The sequence below is a fragment of the Sedimentitalea sediminis genome, assembly GCF_042687825.1.
GTDB lineage: Bacteria > Pseudomonadota > Alphaproteobacteria > Rhodobacterales > Rhodobacteraceae > Sedimentitalea.
Genome location: NZ_JBHUQE010000008.1, coordinates 56,480 through 74,860 on the forward strand (window position 1 = coordinate 56,480; position 18,381 = coordinate 74,860).

The 18,381-nt window shown below is 64.5% G+C and carries 19 protein-coding genes and 1 pseudogene; 8 read left to right on the forward strand and 12 right to left on the reverse strand.

Features of this window, described 5'->3' with window-relative positions; translation table 11 throughout:
- Positions 1–149: 149 nt before the first annotated feature.
- Positions 150–376, reverse strand: a pseudogene (locus ACFMPD_RS17600) (acetyl-CoA C-acetyltransferase); the annotation flags it as partial.
- A 21-nt stretch (positions 377–397) separates the two neighbouring features.
- On the opposite strand from ACFMPD_RS17600, the gene ACFMPD_RS17605 reads away from it, so the two are divergent.
- The 4 genes from ACFMPD_RS17605 to ACFMPD_RS08675 all read left to right on the forward strand — a co-directional run bounded on the left by ACFMPD_RS17605 (position 398) and on the right by ACFMPD_RS08675 (position 3,423).
- Positions 398–598, forward strand: a complete 201-nt coding sequence (locus ACFMPD_RS17605) for a hypothetical protein (RefSeq protein ID WP_476463233.1) — start codon at positions 398–400, stop codon at positions 596–598.
- Between the two features lie 143 nt (positions 599–741).
- Positions 742–1,080: an STAS domain-containing protein gene (locus ACFMPD_RS08665; RefSeq protein WP_380993403.1), complete on the forward strand. Its 339-nt coding sequence runs from the start codon at positions 742–744 to the stop codon at positions 1,078–1,080.
- 26 nt (positions 1,081–1,106) lie between these two features.
- Complete coding sequence (locus tag ACFMPD_RS08670) at positions 1,107–1,556, forward strand: ATP-binding protein (protein WP_380993404.1); 450 nt, start codon at positions 1,107–1,109, stop codon at positions 1,554–1,556.
- Positions 1,557–1,845: 289 nt separating this feature from the next.
- Positions 1,846–3,423: a gamma-glutamyltransferase family protein gene (locus ACFMPD_RS08675; RefSeq protein ID WP_380993405.1), complete on the forward strand. Its 1,578-nt coding sequence runs from the start codon at positions 1,846–1,848 to the stop codon at positions 3,421–3,423.
- Positions 3,424–3,431: 8 nt separating this feature from the next.
- Here the strand turns inward: ACFMPD_RS08675 and hspQ are convergent, their stop codons facing one another.
- Positions 3,432–3,758 carry a heat shock protein HspQ gene (gene hspQ / locus ACFMPD_RS08680; protein WP_380993406.1) on the reverse strand — a complete coding sequence of 109 codons (327 nt, stop codon included), beginning with the start codon at positions 3,756–3,758 and terminating at the stop codon, positions 3,432–3,434.
- 247 nt (positions 3,759–4,005) lie between these two features.
- Here hspQ and ACFMPD_RS08685 point away from each other — a divergent pair, with 247 nt between their 5' ends.
- Positions 4,006–4,596, forward strand: a complete 591-nt coding sequence (locus ACFMPD_RS08685; protein ID WP_380993407.1) for a transglycosylase SLT domain-containing protein — start codon at positions 4,006–4,008, stop codon at positions 4,594–4,596.
- Here ACFMPD_RS08685 and ACFMPD_RS08690 read toward each other — a convergent pair.
- From ACFMPD_RS08690 to ACFMPD_RS08705, 4 genes are all read right to left on the reverse strand, one after another.
- Positions 4,593–5,192, reverse strand: coding sequence for a LolA family protein (locus tag ACFMPD_RS08690; RefSeq protein WP_380993408.1), 600 nt, complete (start codon positions 5,190–5,192; stop codon positions 4,593–4,595). The two genes, ACFMPD_RS08685 and ACFMPD_RS08690, sit on opposite strands and share 4 nt — an antisense overlap.
- Positions 5,193–5,232: 40 nt before the next feature.
- A complete protein-coding gene (locus ACFMPD_RS08695) occupies positions 5,233–8,139 on the reverse strand; it encodes a DNA translocase FtsK (RefSeq protein ID WP_380993409.1) in 2,907 nt (968 codons plus the stop codon).
- 12 nt (positions 8,140–8,151) lie between these two features.
- Positions 8,152–9,333: an aminotransferase class I/II-fold pyridoxal phosphate-dependent enzyme gene (locus ACFMPD_RS08700; RefSeq protein ID WP_380993410.1), complete on the reverse strand. Its 1,182-nt coding sequence runs from the start codon at positions 9,331–9,333 to the stop codon at positions 8,152–8,154.
- 106 nt (positions 9,334–9,439) lie between these two features.
- A complete protein-coding gene (locus ACFMPD_RS08705; protein ID WP_380993411.1) occupies positions 9,440–10,768 on the reverse strand; it encodes an amidase in 1,329 nt (442 codons plus the stop codon).
- Between the two features lie 82 nt (positions 10,769–10,850).
- On the opposite strand from ACFMPD_RS08705, the gene ACFMPD_RS08710 reads away from it, so the two are divergent.
- Positions 10,851–12,113: an FAD-dependent monooxygenase gene (locus ACFMPD_RS08710; RefSeq protein WP_380993412.1), complete on the forward strand. Its 1,263-nt coding sequence runs from the start codon at positions 10,851–10,853 to the stop codon at positions 12,111–12,113.
- Positions 12,114–12,131: 18 nt separating this feature from the next.
- Here the strand turns inward: ACFMPD_RS08710 and ACFMPD_RS08715 are convergent, their stop codons facing one another.
- From ACFMPD_RS08715 to ACFMPD_RS08735, 5 genes are all read right to left on the reverse strand, one after another.
- The gene (locus ACFMPD_RS08715; RefSeq protein WP_380993413.1) at positions 12,132–12,317 is read right to left on the reverse strand and encodes a Trm112 family protein; all 186 of its coding nucleotides are present in this window, start codon (positions 12,315–12,317) and stop codon (positions 12,132–12,134) included.
- Entirely contained in the window at positions 12,314–12,955 is a 642-nt protein-coding gene (locus ACFMPD_RS08720; RefSeq protein WP_380993414.1) for an LON peptidase substrate-binding domain-containing protein, read from the reverse strand. Before ACFMPD_RS08720 ends, ACFMPD_RS08715 begins: the two co-directional genes overlap by 4 nt.
- Before the next feature lie 27 nt (positions 12,956–12,982).
- Positions 12,983–13,894: a thioredoxin gene (gene trxA, locus ACFMPD_RS08725; RefSeq protein ID WP_380993415.1), complete on the reverse strand. Its 912-nt coding sequence runs from the start codon at positions 13,892–13,894 to the stop codon at positions 12,983–12,985.
- A gap of 90 nt (positions 13,895–13,984) precedes the next feature.
- Positions 13,985–14,773 (reverse strand): exodeoxyribonuclease III, encoded by a 789-nt coding sequence (locus tag ACFMPD_RS08730; protein WP_380993416.1) that lies wholly within the window; start codon positions 14,771–14,773, stop codon positions 13,985–13,987.
- 383 nt (positions 14,774–15,156) lie between these two features.
- Entirely contained in the window at positions 15,157–15,843 is a 687-nt protein-coding gene (locus ACFMPD_RS08735) for a response regulator transcription factor (protein WP_380993417.1), read from the reverse strand.
- A gap of 158 nt (positions 15,844–16,001) precedes the next feature.
- Between ACFMPD_RS08735 and ribA the strand changes: the two genes are divergently transcribed.
- Together ribA and ACFMPD_RS08745 are read left to right on the forward strand one after the other, a co-directional pair.
- Entirely contained in the window at positions 16,002–17,093 is a 1,092-nt protein-coding gene (ribA, locus tag ACFMPD_RS08740; protein ID WP_380993418.1) for a GTP cyclohydrolase II, read from the forward strand.
- An 11-nt stretch (positions 17,094–17,104) separates the two neighbouring features.
- Complete coding sequence (locus tag ACFMPD_RS08745; protein ID WP_380993419.1) at positions 17,105–17,602, forward strand: L,D-transpeptidase family protein; 498 nt, start codon at positions 17,105–17,107, stop codon at positions 17,600–17,602.
- Positions 17,603–17,620: 18 nt separating this feature from the next.
- Here ACFMPD_RS08745 and ACFMPD_RS08750 read toward each other — a convergent pair whose 3' ends face one another.
- Positions 17,621–18,283: a YggS family pyridoxal phosphate-dependent enzyme gene (locus ACFMPD_RS08750; protein WP_380993420.1), complete on the reverse strand. Its 663-nt coding sequence runs from the start codon at positions 18,281–18,283 to the stop codon at positions 17,621–17,623.
- Positions 18,284–18,381: the final 98 nt, after the last annotated feature.

Sequence of the window (18,381 nt, forward strand, 5' to 3'; positions counted from 1 at the left end):
AATCTCCAAACGTTTTTTCACCCTTGCCTGCGTGACAGTGACCTGGATTGCACGTCGGTTGAACAAACACGGCCCACAGAGATAGCGACGGTCCGGATGGGAACTGACCGCGCCCGCGCTGGTCGACGGACAGGCAAGGTCACTGCCGGTCAGAGCCGCTCGATCGCGATCGCCGTGCCCTCGCCGCCGCCAATGCAGATCGCAGCCACGTCGTCTCTCAGCTCGTCTTTTTCTTTTTAATTCCGGGATTTGACCATAATTCGCGCGCCGGATGCGCCGGTCGGACAGTCCAATGCGCAGGCCCCTCCATCGACGTTGATCAGATGCGCGACAGGCCAAGTTCCTGTATGCAGGCCATGGGCACAACGGCAAAGGAGACCACAAGACGGCCCCGATCATGGGTGTCTTCGCGCCCGTCCAGGAATATGTGGTCGACAACCGCACCATGGCCAATCCGGGCACCGCCGTCCGGACCAGCAGAATGCGGTCGAACCCGCACTTTTCCGCTTTCATGCCCGATCCGCACATCTTGTTCAGCGGGGTGGCCGGCACCGCTTCGCCCCATACCAGAGCCGCGACATCCTCGAACACGCCCTGAATTCCGCCCATCGGCATACGTGCAGCACCGGCGGCGATCACCCCGGTCATGCCGCCTCTCGATGTCCCGAAAAAAGCACACCGAATGGTAAGAATTGGCTTTTATCGTCGCTTGGAAATTCTACTGCGCAAAGGAACACCTCAGTGAGTCTGACCAGTACCGTTACCGAGTCGGCCCAGATTGTGACCGTCGACGGCCCCCGTATCGACGCCGCCATGGCCATCCAGTTCAAGGAAGAGATGCGTGAACAGACCGTGGATGGTCACAGCCGCGTCATTCTGGACCTGTCGCGCGTGGATTTCATCGATTCCAGCGGCCTGGGGGCCATCGTCGCGGCGATGAAACAGCTGGGCGACCACCGCCAGCTTGATCTGGCCGGGCTGACTCCCACGGTCGAAAAGGTGTTTCGCCTGACCCGCATGGACACGATCTTTCAGCTGTTTCCGTCGCTGGACGACGCCATTTCCGCCCGGGCCGGCTGATTCGGCAAATCACAGGGTAACTTGATGTGACAGACGAGCCGACCAGTTTCACCCACAGCTTTGTCGCCAGCGAACTCGAAACCCGCGAGGCGCTGTGCACGGTCATGGGCCGGCTGCGCGCCATGGGCCTGGCCGAGGAACAGGCCGGGGCAATCGAGATCGCACTGGCCGAGGTGGTGAACAACGTGGTCGAGCACGCCTATGCCGACCGTCCGCCCGGCGACATTCTGATTCGCGGCCATATGGACGAAATGGCGCTGCAGGTGCGCGTGACCGACAAGGGCCGTGCCCTGCCCAATGGCCGGCTGCCCGACGGCCACCCCGCCGATATCAGCGGGCCGCGCTCGGGCCTGCCAGAGGGTGGATTCGGCTGGTACATGATCCGCACGCTGGCCAGGGACATCCGCTATGTACGGGAAAACGGCGGCAACCATCTGCAACTGACGTTTGATCTCATTCCCCCTGCCGCTCCTTGATCCGGACGTTGTCCCGTGGCCCCGCGGCGGCCTTTGGCCCGCCTTGCAACGCGCCAGTGGCAACCACCCACCGCGACGAACGCCGCAAAACGGCCCCATTCGTTCCCTACTGCTGCCGAAAACCGGCGCCATAAGAAAAGGGTAGCTGCATAAGGCTTCCCTCGGCGCCACGTATCATAGCCCCCACCCATAACGTGGCGCCGAGGATCACTCCCGAAAAATATTGATCTGACTTGGCAACTTGCGCCCCGCCCCCTAGCCTGACCGCGCGACAAGGACAGGGTTAGCGATGCGCGATTTCCAGCTTCCGGGGCGGTCGGCGATGTTTGCCGGCAACGGAATGTGCGCCACGTCGCACCCCCTGGCGGCCCAGACCGCCATCGACATTCTCAGGCGTGGCGGCAACGCCATGGATGCGGCCATCGCCGGCGCGCTGCTGTTGGGCATTTGCGAACCGCAGATGACCGGGCTGGGCGGTGACTGCTTTGTGCTCTTTACCCGGCCGGGCAGCCAGGAAATCGCCGCGCTGAACGGTTCGGGACGCGCGCCGCAACGGACGGATCCAGAGCGGCTGCGCCGCGCCGGGCTGTGCGTAATTCCACGCGACAGCCCCGAGGCGGTCACGATCCCCGGCGCGCTGGACGCCTTTTGCCATTTGTCCGAAGCCGAGGGCCGCATTGGTCTGGACGCAATTCTGGCCCCCACCATCCACTATGCCGAGGCCGGCGTGCCGGTGGCGCCACGGGTGGCATATGACTGGCGTCACGGCGCGTCTCTGCTGAACGCGCGGGCCCAAGAATCCTATATGTTCGATGGCAAACCACCCGTCCCGGGGCAGATGTTCCGCGCCCCGGCGCAGGCCGAGATCCTGCGCCGCGTCGCCCGCGACGGGCGTGATGCCTTTTATTCCGGCGAGATCGCCGAGGATATCGTGGCAACCCTGAATCGCCTTGGGGGCGCGCATGATCTGCAGGATTTCGCCGCCACCGCCGCAACTTCGACACAGCCGCTCGGCGGCCGCTATGACGGGATCGACCTGATCGAACACCCTCCGAACGGTCAGGGGGCCACGGCGATCCTGATGCTGAACATCCTGTCGCATTTCGACCTGTCTGGCCTGCCGCCGCTGGGGGCTGCGCGCATCCATATCGAGGCCGAAGCGGCCAAGCTGGCCTATGACGCGCGCAACCGGTTCATCGCCGACCCGGACCACAGCCGGCGAGTCGATCATATGCTGGCACCGCAGACCGCGGCGCGTTTGGCGAAAATGATCGAACCCGACCGGGTCTTGCCGGCAGTAGCGCCGCTGACAGAGGCGGTGCACAAGGACACGGTGCTGATCACCGTGGTGGACCGGGACCGGATGGCGGTGTCGTTGATCTCTTCGATTTTTCACCGCTTTGGTTCGGGCATTGCCAGCGATCGATTCGGGATCCTGCTGCACAATCGCGGCCAGGGGTTCACCCTGGAACCCGGGCACCCCAATATGCTGGGTGGCGGCAAACGCCCGATGCACACGATCATACCGGCCATGCTGCGCGAAAACGGCCGGGTGTCCATGGCTTTTGGCGTGATGGGCGGGGCCTACCAGCCCAGCGGCCATGCGCGTCTGATCACCAATTTGCGTGATTTCGGGATGGAGCTGCAGGCCGCCGTGGATGCGCCGCGCGCCTTCCCTGACGGCGAACTCCTGCAGCTCGAGCGCGGTTATCCGGACGCGGTGAGGCGCGACTTGTCTGCTCTGGGTCACAAGGTTGCGATGCCCGAGGCGCCATTGGGCGGCGCGCAGGCGATTCGCATCGGCGCGGACGGAATCTTGCAGGGCGCCAGCGATCCGCGCAAGGATGGCTGTGCGCTGGGCTATTGAACCGGTGGTCAGTTCAACTGGAAATGCAGCGGATAAGCCCCGTCCCGGAACGGGCCGAACATGTCGGCGATATCCGGGTGATCCACCGGTTCGCCGGAATAGTCGGCGACCAGATTCTGTTCGGAAACATAGGCCACGTAGTAGGATTGGTCGTTTTCCGCCAGCAGATGATAGAAGGGCTGTTCCCGCGCCGGACGGCTGTCCTCGGGAATCGCCTGATACCATTCTTCGGTATTGGAGAATTCGGGATCCACGTCAAAGATCACCCCCCGAAAGGGGTGTTTCTTGTGGCGGACAACCTGTCCCAAATGATATTTAGCGCGTGTTTTCAGCATTTTCGGTTTGCCCCTACCCATTCATAATAGCCGGTACAAGCCCTTCTTGTCCAATCGTTGCCGGCAAATTCCGGGAAACAGTGTGTGAACCCCCATATGACAATGGGTTCGGTCCCGACCGCCTGCGGTCGCCCCATCGCTGCAGATCGCGGCACCTGAAAGACAGCGCGGCAACCGGTCCTGCGGCAATTGGGATTCCATCCGCGTCCGACTTGCGCTAGACTTTGCGAAAAATGGCGAGAGGCAGATGAGCAGAACTCTTCGCGCAATGTTGCTGATGCTGATGCTGGCATCTTGCGGGGGTGGGCATAAGGCACCCCCGCGCAACCTGAACGATGCCTGCAGCATCGCTCAGCAGCGCCCGAAATACGTCAAGGCCTTTAAGGCGACGGAACGCCGCTGGGGTGTTCCGGTACATGTGCAGATGGCGACGATCTACCAGGAAAGCAAGTTTCGCGGCGATGCGCGCACGCCCTATAACTATGTTCTGGGTGTGATCCCCATGGGCCGGCAAAGCAGCGCCTATGGGTTCAGCCAGGCGCTGGACGGCACCTGGGACCAGTATCGCCGGGAAACCGGACGCCGCAGCGCCAAGCGCGACCGGATCAGCGACGCCGCCGATTTCGTCGGCTGGTACATGACACAGAGCCGCGACAGGAACGGCATCGCCCTGACCGACGCCCGCAACCAGTATCTGGCCTATCACGAGGGCCATACCGGCTATGCCCGTGGTAGCTATCGCAACAAAAGCTGGCTTATGCGCGTTGCCGGCGAAGTCGATGCCCGCGCGACCCTGTATCAGGCCCAGCTGGCCAGTTGCCGGGCCTTTCGGCGCTAGCGGTTCGACGCCCTGCCGCCGCCGGACTGGTGGCTGAACAGGCTGCTGCCCAATCGGCCGCCCTTGGTCAGCGGCCCCAGCACCACGGTGGTCTGTCCGCCGCCGGAATCGTGGATCACCCACCGCCGCAGTTCGGTCGGACCGCTTTCAAACATCAAATCGATGCGGCCATAATCCGGGTTTTCCGGGTCCTGCGCAGTGACCACGGTCGTCTGGCCATCGATCCGGTGTCCCACCACCATGTTGGCCCGGCCCAGATCGACCCTTCTGTCCAGGATCAGCGACAGCGGCGTGCGTTTCAGCGGATAGCTTTCCGGCGGCTGATTGGATTTCGGATCGTGGATCACCACCGCCCCGGCGCCGGCCACTACGGTGGCCGCGTTCGGCGGGTCGTATTCGAACCGCATTCGGCCGGGACGTTTCAGGTATAGCGTGCCACGCGACGTGGAACCGTCGTCGTTATATTGCACAAAGGGCGCCACGACCGTGCTCAGACCGTTCAGATAGGTCGAAATTTCGGACAGGGACAGTTTGCCGCCGGCCCAGGCGGCCGGCGCGATCAGGGTCAAGAACAAGGCGTACAGGAAAGGTCTCATGATCCGTACATAGGCGTTTCGGACGCGATGTGAAGCGCCTCTATTGCTGTTCCGGCACCAGGATCTCACGTTTGCCCACATGGTTGGCCGGCGAAACCAGACCCTCTTCCTCCATCTGTTCGACCAGGCGTGCCGCCTTGTTGTAACCGATCGCCAGTTTCCGCTGGATATAGCTGGTCGAGCATTTGCGGTCCTTGATCACGATCTGCACCGCCGTGTCATAGAGCGCATCTTCGCCATCGGTATTGCCGCCCAGCCCCAGAACCAGGTCAATGTTGCTTTCTTTGTCCTCGTCCGGACCCTCGACCACGCCGCTCATATAGGCGGGCGGGCCAAAGCCCTTGAGATGGGTGACCACCTCTTCGACCTCTTCGTCGGACACAAAGGGGCCGTGGCAGCGGGTGATCTTTGCACCGCCGGCCATGTACAGCATGTCGCCCATGCCCAGCAGCTGTTCGGCGCCCATCTCGCCCAGAATCGTCCGGCTGTCGATCTTGGACGTGACCTGGAACGAGATCCGGGTCGGAAAATTCGCCTTGATGGTACCGGTGATCACGTCGACCGAGGGACGCTGAGTGGCCATGATCAGGTGGATGCCGCTGGCCCGCGCCATCTGGGCCAGACGCTGGATACAGGCTTCGATCTCTTTGCCCGCCACCATCATCAGGTCGGCCATCTCGTCGACGATCACGACGATGAACGGCATAGCCTCGGGCGCGAATTCCTCGGTTTCGAACACCGGATCGCCGGTTTCGTCGTCAAACCCGGTCTGCACCGTGCGGCTGAACATCTCGCCCTTGGACAGGGCGTCGCGGACCCGGCCGTTATACCCTTCGATGTTGCGCACGCCCATCTTGGACATCTTGCGATAACGGTCCTCCATCTCACCGACGACCCATTTCAGGGCGACGACCGCCTTTTTCGGGTCGGTGACGACGGGGGACAGCAGATGCGGAATGCCGTCATAGACCGACAGTTCCAGCATCTTGGGGTCGATCATGATCAGGCGGCATTCCTCGGGGGTCAGTTTGTAGAGCAGGCTCAGGATCATCGTGTTGATAGCCACCGACTTGCCTGAACCGGTGGTGCCCGCGATCAGCAGATGCGGCATCTTGGCCAGGTTGGCGACGATCGAATCGCCGCCGATATCCTTGCCCAGCGCCAAAGGCAGGCGCATGTTGCTGTCACCGAAATCGCGACTGGCAAGGATTTCCCGCAGCACGACCTTTTCGCGGTTCTCGTTGGGCAGTTCGATGCCGATCACCGACCGCCCCGGGACCGTCGAAACCCGCGCCGACAGCGCCATCATCGAGCGTGCGATATCATCGGACAGGCCGATCACGCGCGAGGCTTTCAGGCCCGGCGCCGGCTCCAGCTCATACATGGTGACCACCGGACCGGGGCGGACACTGACGATTTCGCCCTTGACGCCATAATCGTCCAGCACGCTTTCCAGCATCCTTGCGTTTTCCTCCAGCGCCTCGTCGCTGAGGACATGCCGCTGGATCGAGGCCGGATTGGTCAGCAGATTCAGCGGCGGCAGCTCGAATTCCGACCCGCTTTCATCGAATGCCAGCGCCGGTTGCGCCTCGGCCTGGGCACGCCGCGACGGGGGCGGCGCCTTGCGCGGCAGGTTCTTGACGACCTTGCGCGGCTCCAGTGCCGGAATGGCCACACCAGCCGGGGCTGGCGACCTCAGTGGCAGGCTTTCGGGCTGCTCTTCGATCTCGGCCTCGGGGACCGTCTGCCGCTGCCGGACATCCTGCGGCGGCAGGTCCACCGGACCAGCGGACAGCGGCGGCACGAGCTCGGGCATTTCGGCGACGGGTGCGGCGGTCAGCGGAGGTTCCGGCCGCAACCGGCCCATACCGCTGGTGTCCAGCACCAGAGGGTCCGGACCGCGTCCGCGACCGCGGGTCAGCGGGCGGGTCGGATCGTCGACCGGTTCGTTCGGGCGCAGGCGCGCGCGCACCGCGTCTGCAATCTTGGCCCTGACTCGGTCATCGCCGGGTGCGGGTTCTGCGTCAGTAGCGACATCGAAATCTGTTGGTTCGTCCGGCGACGCCGCTTCGGGCCGGCGGATCAGCGACGGCATGCGCGACAGAAACCCGCGACGATCCGCGGCGTCGGATGGAACCCTGACTGCCGCCTCTTCGTCGGTCTCAAACAGCGCATAGTCGGACGGATCGGACACTGCCAGTGCCCGGGCTTCTGCCGCTTTCGCGGCGCGGGCTTCGGACCGTCGCGCCTGCATGTCGGCCTGACGCTGCCGGACGGCTTGCAACGCCGAACCGGCACCGCGCCCCAGCAGAGTCATCAGGCCGGCATAGGCCATGATCACGCCGATCAGCACCGCCCGCGCGCCGCGCGCGATCTCGGCGCGGGTGAAGCCAAAGACAAAAGCCGCCAGCGCCACCAGGCAGATCGCCGCCAGCAGCGACATCAGTTTCAGGGCCAGATGCGAGCCGATCGGCAGCAGCGTCAGCAAGGCGCCCATCACCGTGTCGCCAAACAACCCGCCCAGCCCGAAGCTGTGGGTCGCCCGCCAGGCGGCGTCAGGCACCAGCGTCGCGGCATAGACCGAAGCCAGAGCAATCGCGATCGGGGCAAAAATCAGACGTCCGACAGCGCGCTCTTCGCCATGGTGCAGAGCAAACCGGCCCCCCCAGACCAGACAGACCAGCGCAATGCCCCAGCTGCCCCAGCCGACGATCATGAACAGCGGTGCCGCCAGCGACGCGCCGACCGGCCCCATCCAGTTCTGCACCGGGGCATCGGTCGAGACCATCCAGTTGGGATCGTCCGGCGTATAAGAGGCAATCATCGCCGCGGCGGCCAGTCCGAGACAGATCAGGACAATCCCGATCAGTTCCTTGCCGCGTTTTTCGATCGCCGCCTGCATGTTGCTGTCCAACAGCGGATCGCGGCTGCGTGAAGAATATGCCATACCTACCTCGGTCTACCTGTACAAGCAGTCGCGCAGCCTTGTCAGCCCGCCCTGCATTTCCTGTTTCGGGGCCACCAGCGCGACCCGCAAATATCTCTGGCCCGGGTTCTGCCCGTCGGCCCCTTGCGCCAGATAGGCGCCGGGCAGCACACGCACCCCGGTTTCCGTCCACAGCTTCAGCGCCGCCGCCTCGCCATCCGCGACCGGCAGCCACAGAAAGAACCCCGCCTCGGGCGGCTGATAACCCGGTACGGCCGCAAGGATTTCATCGGCCATCGCGTATTTCTCGCGATAGAGATCGCGGTTTTCCTGCACATGCGCCTCATCGGCCCAAACCGCCGCCGCGGCGGCCTGCAATGGCCCGGGCAGGGGCGCGCCGGCATAACTGCGCAATTGCCGGATGCGGGCCAGCGTCTCGGGGCCGCCCGCGACGAACCCCGACCGCAGCCCCGGCAGGTTCGACCGCTTGGACAGCGAATGAAAGATCGTCACGCGCTCGGGGTCGGCGCCGATCTCGCGCGCCACCTGCAGCGCGCCGACCGGCGGCGCATCGCGGTAGATCTCGGAATAGCATTCATCGGCAAAAATGCGGAAGTCATATTGTTCCGCCAGGGCAATCAGCGCCGCCCAATAGTCGCGGCTGGCCACGGCCCCCTGCGGGTTGGCCGGCGAACAGATATAGACGATGGCGGTGCGGTTCAGCACCGCGTCTCCGACCGACGCGAAATCTGGCAGATGACCGGTGGCGGCGGTGGCCGGCACAAAGACCGGCTCGGCCCCGACCGACAGGGCGGCAACCATATAGACCTGGTAGAACGGGTTGGGTGTCAGCACCACCGGCTGCCGGCCGTTCTTTTGCTCGGGACACAGCGCCATCGCCGCATTGTACAGCCCCTCGCGGGTGCCGTTCAGCGCCATGACCTGAGTATCGGGGTCCAGATCGACGCCATAGCGCCGCGTCAGCCATTGCGTGATCGCCGTGCGCAGGGGCTGGCTGCCCTCGTTGGGCGGATAGGAATTGAACCCGGCCGCGTGCTGCTGAATGACCTCCGTCACCCAGGCGGGAAAGGCGTGTTTCGGCTCGCCGATGGACATGTGCACCACATCGCCGCCGGGCGCATGGGCGTCCAACAGCGCGCGCAAACGCGGAAATGCGTATTCCGGTAGGTTCGAAAACCGCTCGGGGTAATTCATGCTACTGCCTCAGGTCGGGATCGTTTTCGCCCCGTTTGACAGCAGGTTACAGACCCGTGGCGCACCCGTCCAGACAAACAGGGCGCTTGCGCCGGATTTGTGGCTTTCAGGTCAGCGCCGCTTCGGCCGCCGCCCCCAGGCGCAACAGCGCCTCTTCGGTGCCGGGGGCCGCCATCAGCGACACCCCGCAACTGGGCGTGCCGGTCGGCAGGGTCAGCGCACACAGCCCCATCAGGTTACCGATCCGCGTGTTGCGCAGCGCCAGCAGGTTCTCGGTCACGTAGTAATCGTGATCCGACAGCAGCCGCGCGTGATCCGGCGGCAGGATCGGCGCGGTGGGGCACAGAACGGCATCAAACGGCGCTGTCGCTTCGGCCCAGATGGCACGGATCTCGCGCAGCTTTCGCCAGGCCGCGACATAGTCCGGCCCGGAAAACTCGGCCCCGGCCCGGAACCGGCCGAGAATCTGCTCGAACATCAGCTGCGGGTTTGCCTCGATCACATCGCGCCAAATGCCATAGGCCTCGACCGTGTACAGCACCCCGCTCAGCGCCATCGCCGCGTTCAGATCCGGCACCGCCAAGGTGTCGATCTCGGCCCCTGCCGCCGCCAGCCGAGCCACCGCATCGTCAAAGGCCGCGCGCGGAACGGCGCGCACATCCTCCAGGGCCGCGGTCTGCAGAACCGCCAGCCGACGCCCGCGCAGGGTCGACCTGCGCAGATCCGCCGGCGGCCCGCCCTCCAGCAGCGCCAACAGCAGCGACGCGTCCTCGACGGTGCGGGCCAGCGGGCCAACCGTGTCAAAAGCCGGGCACAGGGGCACGACCCCTTTCAGACTGATGCGCCCGGACGTGGTCTTTAGCCCGACCAGATCGTTCCAGGCGGCCGGGATGCGCACCGAGCCGCCGGTATCCGAGCCGATGCCGCCGGCAGCCAGCCCGAACGCCACCGAGGCCGCCGCCCCCGATGACGAGCCTCCCGCCACCGCCGCGGCATCGTTGACGCAGGGCGGGGACTGGGTCGCCGGGTTCAGCCCCAGCCCGGAAAAGGCCAGCTCGCTCATATGGGTCTTGCCCAGACAGACGCTGCCCATGGCCGAAGCGGTGCGCAGAACCTGCGCGTCAGCCTCGGGCACCCGCCCCTTCAACAGTGCCGATCCGGCCTCGGTGGCCACGCCAGCACTGTCAAACAGATCCTTCCAGCTGATCGGCACACCGTCCAGCGGTGACAGACGCCGGCCACCGCGCGCCCTTGCCCGTGCGGCACGGGCTTCGTCCATGGCGCGGTCGCTCGTGACGCCTGCATAAATTCGGTCGCGCAACGGATGCGCTTGTAGCGCCTGTAAAAAGCTTTCGGTCAGGTCCACCGGATCGATATCCTGCGCCGCGATCCCGCGCCCCAGTTCACCGGCACTCATGGTCCGCCAGTCCTGCATTCCGTCCCCCCCGCCTGGCCCCCGATTGACCCCCAAATGGCCCCCGGTCCGACACCGCCGCAGCCTAGCGACCGCACGGCATATGGACAATCCCGCGCGCAGGATCATATTGCGGGGCATGACACCGGATACCGACATCATCATCGTGGGCGGCGGGCTGAACGGTCCCGCCCTGGCCCTGGCTCTGGCGCAGACCGGACACCGCGTCAGCGTGATCGACGCCCTGCCCGCGGCAACGCGCGGCGATCCCGGCTTTGACGGGCGCGCCTATGCGCTGGCGCTGACCTCGCAGCGGCTGTTGCAGGCCATCGGCATATGGCCGGGGCTGACCGAACACGCCCAGCCAATGCTGGAGATCAAGGTCACCGATGGCCGTGCGGGAACCGGTCCGTCACCGTTCTTCATGCATTTCGACCATACCGAGATCGAAGAAGGCCCGATGGGCTACATGGTCGAGGACCGGCACCTGCGCCGGGCTTTTCTGGACGCAATGGCCGAACAACCGCTGATCACCCAGATCAACGGTCGCACCGTCGTGGGCCAGACCCCGACCGCGGCCGGGGTTTCGGTGACGCTGGACGATGGCAGCAAGATTTCAGGCCGGCTGCTGGTCGGATCGGACGGGCGCAATAGCGGCACCGCCCGCCGGGCCGGAATTCGGCGCACCGGTTGGGATTACGGGCAGACCGCACTGGTCTGCGCGGTCGCCCATGAAAAGCCCCATGGCGGCATTGCGCACCAGTTCTTCATGCCTCCCGGCCCCTTGGCGATCCTGCCCCTGACCGGCAACCGCTGTTCCATCGTCTGGAGCGAACGCACCGAAACCGCGCGCCGTATCCACGCGCTGGACGAAGCCAAATACATGGCCGAACTGCACCCGCGTTTCGGCGACTTTCTAGGCAATCTGACCCTGGCCGGTCGGCGGTTCACCTATCCGCTGAACCTGACCCTGGCCAACAGCTTTATCGCCGAGCGGATGGCGCTGGTCGGGGATGCCGCACACGGGATGCACCCGATCGCCGGACAGGGCCTGAACGCCGGTCTGCGCGACGTGGCGGCATTGGCCGAAACCCTGACCCTGGCCGCGCGCCGGGGCGAGGATATCGGTGCAGCGACCGTATTGCAGCAATATCAGCAATGGCGGCGCTTTGATACAGCCACGCTTGCCTTGGCGACGGACGCATTCAACAAACTGTTTTCCAACGATAATTCTATTTTACGGCTGGGTCGGGATCTGGGCATGGGGCTGGTCAATGCCATGCCCGGCCTGCGCCGGAACTTTGTCCGCGAGGCTGCCGGTCTGACCGGAGATTTGCCCCGCCTGATGCAGGGTAGACCGATCTGAGGCGCAGGCCGCCGCGTTTCAATCCAGTATCCGCGCCTCGTCGATCAGCAGAATCGGAATGCCGTTGCGGATCGGAAAAGCCAGCCCCGCGGGCTTGGACACAAGCTCCTGACGTTCGGCATCATAGCGCAGCGTCGCCTGGGTCTGCGGGCAGACCAACGCCTCGAGCATATGGCGGTCAAAACCGGTTTGGCTGTCGGTCATTGCAATATTTCCTCGTCATTGCCGCCGCGCAGGGCGTATTCGATCAGGGTGATCAGGGTTTCCCGCCGGGTCGACAGACAGGGCGCCTCGAGCAAAGCCTGTTTGTCCTCGGTGGTAAAGTCCAGCAGCATCGACAGCGAATTGATCAGCAACTCGTCATCCGCATCGCGGATCATCTGCCAGTCGGTGGACAGCTTGCGCGCGGCAAAGAACCGGTCCAGCAGCGCAACAAAGGCGCGACGGTCCAGCCCCTCATCGGTCTCGCTGCGGCCCAGATCGCGTTCGAACCCCGCCCAGCTGACATCGCAGCGCCGATAGGGCAGAAAGCCGTTGGTCTCGGTCACGATACGGAACCGCGAGATGCCGCTGAGCGTGATCATATAGCGGCCATCCTCGGTTTCCGAAAACTGCGTGACACGGCCGGCACAGCCGATGCTGTGCAGGGCCCCGTCGCGGCCCGGCATCGGGTCCGGCTGCACCATGCCGATCAGCCGTTGCGGCGTTTTCAGCGTGTCTTCGAGCATCTGCAGATAACGCGGCTCGAATATGTGCAGGGGCAGCCGCGCGCGGGGCAGCAACAGCGCCCCGGGCAGCGGGAAAACCGGGATCGTGTCGGGCAGGTCGGCGGCATGGAACATGCCCGAGACTCTAGTTCCGAAAACCGATTAGGCAAATATCATCGAACTCAGCTTGCGCCGACCATTCAACACCACCGGATCGTTCGGCTTGAGCGCGTCAAAGATCGTGAACAGCTGAGTCTTGGCCGCGCCGTCCTTCCAGTCACGGTCGCGACGGAAAATCTCGAGCAACTGGTCGACGGCCTCCTGCACCTGGCCGGCGGCGTGCAGCGCCAGCGCCAGATCGAACCGGGCCTGATGGTCGGCCGGGTCTGCCTCGACCGCCTTTGTCAGTTCGGCAACCGGGCCGGCGTCTTCGGCCTGGCGCGCCAGCTCCAGCTGCGCATGCGCGGCTTCCAGTTCGGCGCTTTTGGAGATTTCGGCCGGCGCTCCGTTCAGCACAGCTTCGGCCTGGTCCAGATCGTTCATGGCGATATGCGCGCGCACCAATCCGCCATAAGCTCCGGCATGGTTGGGATCCTCGGCCAATATGGCAGCAAAGGTCTGCGCCGCGTCCACTGCCGCGCCTTCGGCCAGCATCTCTTCGGCGGCTTCGACCGCCGAGTTCAACGTGTCGCCCGGTGCCTCGCCGCCGGCGGCGGCAATCACCTTGTCGACAAAGGCGTTGATTTCGGATTGCGGCAATGCCCCCTGAAAGCCGTCGATGGGCTGGCCCTTGTAAAAGGCAAAAACCGTCGGAATCGACTGGATCTGCAGCTGCCCGGCGATCATCTGGGCCTCGTCGACATTGACCTTGACCATCCGCACCGCGCCCTTGGCCGCCGTCACGGCCTGTTCCAGCATCGGACCCAGGGTCTTGCAGGGACCGCACCACGGCGCCCAGAAATCGACGATGACCGGGGTCGTCTGCGACGCCTCGACCACATCCGCCATGAATGTTGCCTCGGTCGTGTCCTTGATCAGATCGGCGCTGGCAGCGCCGGTGGACAATTCTAGCATTCCTTCATCTCCTTGGAGCTTGGCCCCTATATGGAAGCAGTCAGCGGGAAAACCAAGAGCAGAGTTGAGTCGCAGCCCCTGCCCGCGCGCCTAGAAGTCAAAGCTGGCCAGGACCGGTGCGTGATCGCTGGGTTTCTCCCAGCCGCGGGCGTCGCGCAGCACGCGGCTGGAATGGGCCGCAGCCGAAATGTCCGGCGTTGCCCAGATGTGATCCAGTCGCCGGCCCTTGTCCGCCGCCGACCAGTCGCGGGCACGATAGGACCACCAGCTGAACAGCTTGCCATCGGGGATGTCCTGACGCGTGACATCGACCCAGCCGCCTGCCTCCTGGGTCTCGGCCAGGTGCGCGACCTCGATGGGCGTGTGGCTGACCACTTTCAGCAATTGCTTGTGGCTCCAGACATCATCCTCGCGCGGGGCGATGTTGAGATCACCCACCAAGATGGATTTTTGCGGTTTCTCGGCATGGAACCAGTCGCGCATCTCGGTCAGGTAATCCAGTTTCTGGCCGAATTTCTCGTTCAGTTCGCGGTCGGGTTTGTCACCGCCCGCCGGCACATAGAAGTTGTGGATGGTCACTCCGTTTTCCAGCCGACCGGCGATATGGCGGGCATGCCCCAGTGCGGCAAAATCCTGCGAGCCGACCTCGTGGATCGGCAAACGTGACAGGATCGCGACGCCGTTATACCCCTTTTGCCCGCGCGCGATCATGTGGGTGTAGCCCAGTGCGGCGAACCCCTCGGTCGGAATCTTGTCGACCGGCGACTTGCATTCCTGCAGGCACAGCACATCCGGCGCGGCGTCCTGCAGCAGCTTGAGCACGATGGGTTCGCGCAGGCGCACGGAATTGATGTTCCAGGTGGCGATGGAAAGGGTCATGAACGTCTCGCGCAAATTATTCGGGTCGGGCGCAACCTATCCCGCCCTGGCGCCGGATGCCATCGGCCATCGCCACGACGCGACCCTGTTCCGGCAGATGTGCCGGACCCTGGCCCAGGCCCGTGCGGGGGCAGGGCCGGGGGCGGGGGCGGCATCAGGGGCGGAGCGTGGAAAGGAAATCGGCAGCAGGACGTCATGCCAAAAAAAGAGCCGGGCAACTCTTGCCCGGCCAAGTCCAACAGGGAGGTGTATGCCATTGCCCGGACATACGCGGGATTTTTTTCTTCTAAAGGTGTTTTCCGAATGCGTCATTGATTCAGATCACAGACTTCAACCATAGCGTGCAATCGGCAATAAGTAAATCTCTGGCTTTTCCTTCCGTGTCACGCCACCAGACGATAGCCACCGGATTCGGTGACCAGCAGCCGGGCATTCGAGGGGTCCGGCTCGATCTTTTGCCGCAGCCGATAGATATGCGTCTCCAGCGTGTGGGTGGTGACACCGGCATTGTAGCCCCAGACCTCGTGCAACAGCACGTCGCGCGCCACAACGCCATCGGTCGAGCGATACAGGTACTTGAGAATGTTGGTTTCCTTTTCGGTCAGGCGGATCTTGCGCTCGTCCTCGGTGATCAACAGCTTCATCGCCGGCTTGAACGTATAGGGACCCAGGGTGAACACCGCGTCCTCGGATTGCTCGTGCTGGCGCAGCTGGGCCCGGATTCGCGCCAGCAGCACCGGAAACTTGAACGGCTTGGTGACGTAGTCGTTGGCACCTGAATCCAGACCAAGAATGGTATCGGCGTCGCTGTCATGCCCGGTCAGCATCAGAATCGGTGCCTTGACCCCCTGTTTGCGCATCAGACGGCACAGTTCCCGGCCATCGGTGTCTGGCAGACCCACATCCAGGATGACGAGGTCGTACAGCGCTTCCTTGGTGCGTTCCATCGCGCCCTGGCCGTCGCCGGCCTCGAACACGTCGAAATCCTCGGTCATGATCAGTTGCTCGCTGAGTGCCTCGCGCAGGTCGTCATCATCATCAACCAACAAAATCTTCTTCAACTGCGCCATGGGCCGTCCTCCTGTGTTACCGATCAAAAATGTGTGCGCTTGCGTGAGGCGACAAGAGATGCTGCACCGCCTCACGCTGACGTGTCCGGATCACAGGAATTGTTTCACATTCCTTCGCGGAAAGCTTAAGCAAGGCCAATTCTGAACGAAAGCACGACATGAGCCTTACGCCAGACATTTCCGAGCTGTTGGCCCGCGCCCGGGCCGATCTGCGCATGGGCGTTCCGGTGGTGCTGACCGATGGGCAAGGCGCCCTGCTGGCGTTGGCTGCAGAAACCCTGACTGCGGCGCGTCTGTCAGATTTGCGCGGGCTTGGCGGGCATCCGGTCGTGGCAATCACCGCGCGCCGGGCCGAGACGCTGAAGGCGCGCGCCTATGACGGTGATCTGGCCCGTGTGGTCATGCCCGACAGCGCCGTTGCCACCTGGGTCAGGGCCATTGCAGACCCGGCCGACGACCTGAATGCCCCGATGAAAGGACCGCTTTCCACCCAGCGCCACGGCGGGGCCGAGCTGCACCGCACCGCCATCGCCCTGACCAAGGCGGCGCGGCTGCTGCCCGCCGCTGTCACCCTGGCCCTGGCGGATGGCGCCGGTTTCGCCGCGCGACACGGGCTGACCCTGATCGAAAGCGCCAACGCCGCCCCGCATCTGGCCGACCGCAGCCCGCTGCACGAGGTCGTCAGCGCCCGCCTGCCGATGCAGGTCTCCGAGGCCGGCCGGCTGCATGTCTTTCGCCCCGAGGATGGCGGCGAAGAGCATTACGCCGTCGAAATCGGCCGCCCGGACCGTGCTGCACCGGTGCTGGCAAGGCTGCATTCGGCCTGTTTCACCGGCGATCTGCTGGGCAGCCTGAAATGTGATTGCGGCCCGCAGTTGCGCGGCGCGCTGGCGCAGATGGGCACCGAGGGGGCCGGGGTGCTGCTGTATCTCAACCAGGAGGGGCGCGGCATCGGGCTGGCCAACAAGATGCGGGCCTATTCGCTGCAGGATCAGGGATTTGACACGGTGCAGGCCAATCACCGGCTGGGGTTCGAGGATGACGAGCGCGATTTCCGGCTGGGCTCGGATATCCTGAAATCCATGGGGTTCTCCGCCGTCCGTCTGCTGACCAACAATCCCGCCAAGATCGCGATGATGGAAAAGACCGGCGTCGCCGTGGTCGAACGCGTGCCCCTGAAAGTCGGCGAAACCGCGCATAACACCGCCTATCTGGCGACCAAGGCGGCCAAGTCGGGCCATCTGCTGTGAGCCCGGCGGACATGATCCTGACACCCGGCGGTCTGCGGTTTCGTGGCCGGCTGTATCCCTGCAGCATCGGCAAGGGCGGCGTGACACCCGCCAAGCGCGAAGGCGACGCGGCGACGCCGGCGGGGACACACCACATCACCGGGCTGCTCTATCGTCCCGACCGACTGGCCGCGCCGGCCCCCTGGGCGCAACCGATCGGGGCCTTTGATCTGTGGTCGGACGATGCCGCCGATCCGGAATACAACCACCGGGTCCGCGCGCCGCATGGCTATGGCCACGAACGCCTGCGCCGCGCCGATCCGCTATATGATCTGGTATTGCTCACCGACTGGAACTGGCCCGCGGCGGTGCCAGGGCGCGGATCGGCGATCTTTGTGCATCAATGGCGCCGCCCGGGCTATCCCACCGAGGGCTGCATCGCCCTGACGCGTGCCGACCTGCTCCGGATCGCCCGTCGCGCCGTGCCGGGCACCCGGCTGATCGTGCCGCATGGCGCGGGCCGCCGCTGACCCGCCTTTGGTTTTGTTTCAGACGGGCGTGGCGGGGGTGCGCGCGCCAAAGATCGCCGAACCGACGCGGATATGGGTCGCCCCCAAAGCGATGGCGGTTTCGAAATCGCCGCTCATGCCCATCGACAGACCGGTCAGACCGTTGCGCTCGGCGATGCTGGCCAACAGGGCGAAATGCAGCGCCGGCTCGTCGTCCACCGGCGGGATGCACATCAATCCGCGCAGCGGCAGGTCCAGCCCCCGGCATTCGGCCACCAGATCGTCGGTATCGGCCGGCAACACACCGGCCTTTTGCGCCTCTTCACCGGTATTGACCTGGATGAACAGATCGGGACAGGCGCCGCGTTCTTGCGCCAATCGGGCGAGGGTTCGGGCCAGCTTGGGCCGGTCCACGGTGTGGATGGCGTCGCACAGTTCAACCGCCTGACGCGCCTTGTTGGTCTGCAACGGACCGATCAGGTGCAGGTCGATGCCGTCAAATCGCTGGCGGAAATCCGGCCACTTGCCTGCCGCCTCCTGCACCCGATTCTCACCAAAGCATCGGTGTCCCTGCTGCAGCACCGCCTCGACCCTGTCCAGGGACTGCACCTTGGAAACGGCGATCAGCCTCACCGACCCGGGCGCGCGCCCGGCAGCCGATTCGGCGGCGGCCACACGTGTCATGATCTCTTGCAGCGGCATCCGGTCTCCTCTGGCAATCTGGACTCACAGAAACACCAGACCGCAGAAAAAGAAAAGGGCGGACCCCGAAAGGTCCGCCCGATTACTTAGCCTAAACG